Here is a 1,410-nt window from a genome sequence, read left to right as displayed (position 1 = left end):
AATTTTAACTATGTTAGAATGTCACATAAAGAATTAGTTGTAATTATGGGATGTTTACATGATATATTAATAAAATCTGCGGAGAAAGAAGATGTTGAAAATCCAGATACGCTACGTTGGTATAGCGACACTTTATTTAAAATACTAAATCATGTAAATCGCGAAGATTATTTTAGTATTGAAACCACTTTCAAATCTTTTTTAAGGAGTTTCAGATGGAAATCTTGAAAAAAGAAAAAATAAATGATGAGATGTTTTATGATATTAAATTAACAAGTGGAGAGCTTATGGCAATAATAGATTGCACATTTCTATTATACTATGACATTGAAGATGTATATGCTAGTAAAAAATTATTTAAACGGTTATTGTGTAAAGATGCAGAGTTATTATTTAATCACGCTAGAGCCTTATGTGAATTATTCCATCCTAATGAGCATAAAGCTGAATAGGCTTCCCCTAATATGAACAAAATAGAGCTAATAAATTATCTTCATTCAGCTTATCCTGAATTAACTATTGATATTAATTATATTAGAGGTTACTCCGAAGATGACTTAATTAAATTAAAACGTGTTTACGATATTGAAATTCAAGGAGAGTTACTTGATTTTTTAATTCATATGGGGCGTTGTAATGGTGGGTTATTTGGAATCCAACCCCTACGTTTTTACCAAGAAGACAAGGTAGTTAGTCATGAAATATTGTTCCAATTTGGATTTAGAGAAGAGCTACAAGAAATTCAATACGTTGATTTATTAGAACAAAAGCCTTTTTTTATTTCAATAGAAAATGAAGCTATATATTTTTATTTTCTATTAACCAATTCAAAAAATCCTGATTTAGTTTATTATCTTGATACTAATTATGATACAATTATCGATACTGGATTAACTTTTAATGAATATTTAAGGTATATTGTTGATACTAGTACTAGAAATTATAGCTTTAAAGTTCCTTTTGAACAATGGGGGGATTTGTTAGCTCTTTAACATGTTTTTATCCATTGGTTACGTTTAATAAATTAGAACAGGCCTTTCCTAATATGACTAAAGTGGAATTAATAAATTATTTTCATTCAGCTTATCCTGAATTATCCATTGACTTCAATTATATTAGAGGTTACTCCGAAGATGATTTAATTAAACTAAAACGTGTTTACGACATTGAAATACAAGGGGAATTCCTTGAATTTTTAACATATATGGGCTGTTGTAGTGGTGGGTTGTTTGGAGATCAACCTCTACGTTTTTACCAAGAACGAGAAACTATCACTAGTGAAGTGCTATTTCAAAGTAGATTTTGGAATGAGCTTCAACGAATTCAACGATTTGATTTATTAGCTAAAAAACCTTTTTTTATTTCAAAAGAAAATGATAATTTTTATTTTTTGTTAACCAAGTCAAATAA

Annotated in this window: 4 protein-coding genes; all 4 read left to right on the top strand. The window is 28.1% G+C overall.

Translation table 11 applies throughout. The annotated features are described in order from the left end of the window. Positions 1-228: hypothetical protein (locus tag AACX68_RS07315; protein ID WP_228860862.1), on the top strand; the 228-nt coding region annotated here is incomplete at its 5' end. Continuing rightward, positions 216-452 (top strand): hypothetical protein, encoded by a 237-nt coding sequence (locus AACX68_RS07310; RefSeq protein WP_228860861.1) that lies wholly within the window; start codon positions 216-218, stop codon positions 450-452. The genes AACX68_RS07315 and AACX68_RS07310, both read left to right, overlap by 13 nt. A gap of 12 nt (positions 453-464) precedes the next feature. After that, positions 465-992, top strand: coding sequence for a hypothetical protein (locus AACX68_RS07305; protein WP_228860860.1), 528 nt, complete (start codon positions 465-467; stop codon positions 990-992). A gap of 53 nt (positions 993-1,045) precedes the next feature. Next, positions 1,046-1,410, top strand: a 365-nt coding sequence (locus AACX68_RS07300) for a hypothetical protein (RefSeq protein ID WP_228860859.1), incomplete at its 3' end; no start/stop codon positions are given.

This window comes from Xenorhabdus sp. PB61.4 (assembly GCF_963894935.1).
GTDB lineage: Bacteria > Pseudomonadota > Gammaproteobacteria > Enterobacterales > Enterobacteriaceae > Xenorhabdus > Xenorhabdus stockiae.
This window is presented reverse-complemented; position numbering and strand designations above follow the sequence as displayed.

Excerpts from the sequence above, each read along its gene's own strand:
- AACX68_RS07310 (WP_228860861.1), top strand. The coding sequence starts at position 216 with ATGGAAATCTTGAAAAAAGAAAAAATAAATGATGAGATGTTTTATGAT.
- AACX68_RS07305 (WP_228860860.1), top strand. The coding sequence starts at position 465 with ATGAACAAAATAGAGCTAATAAATTATCTTCATTCAGCTTATCCTGAA.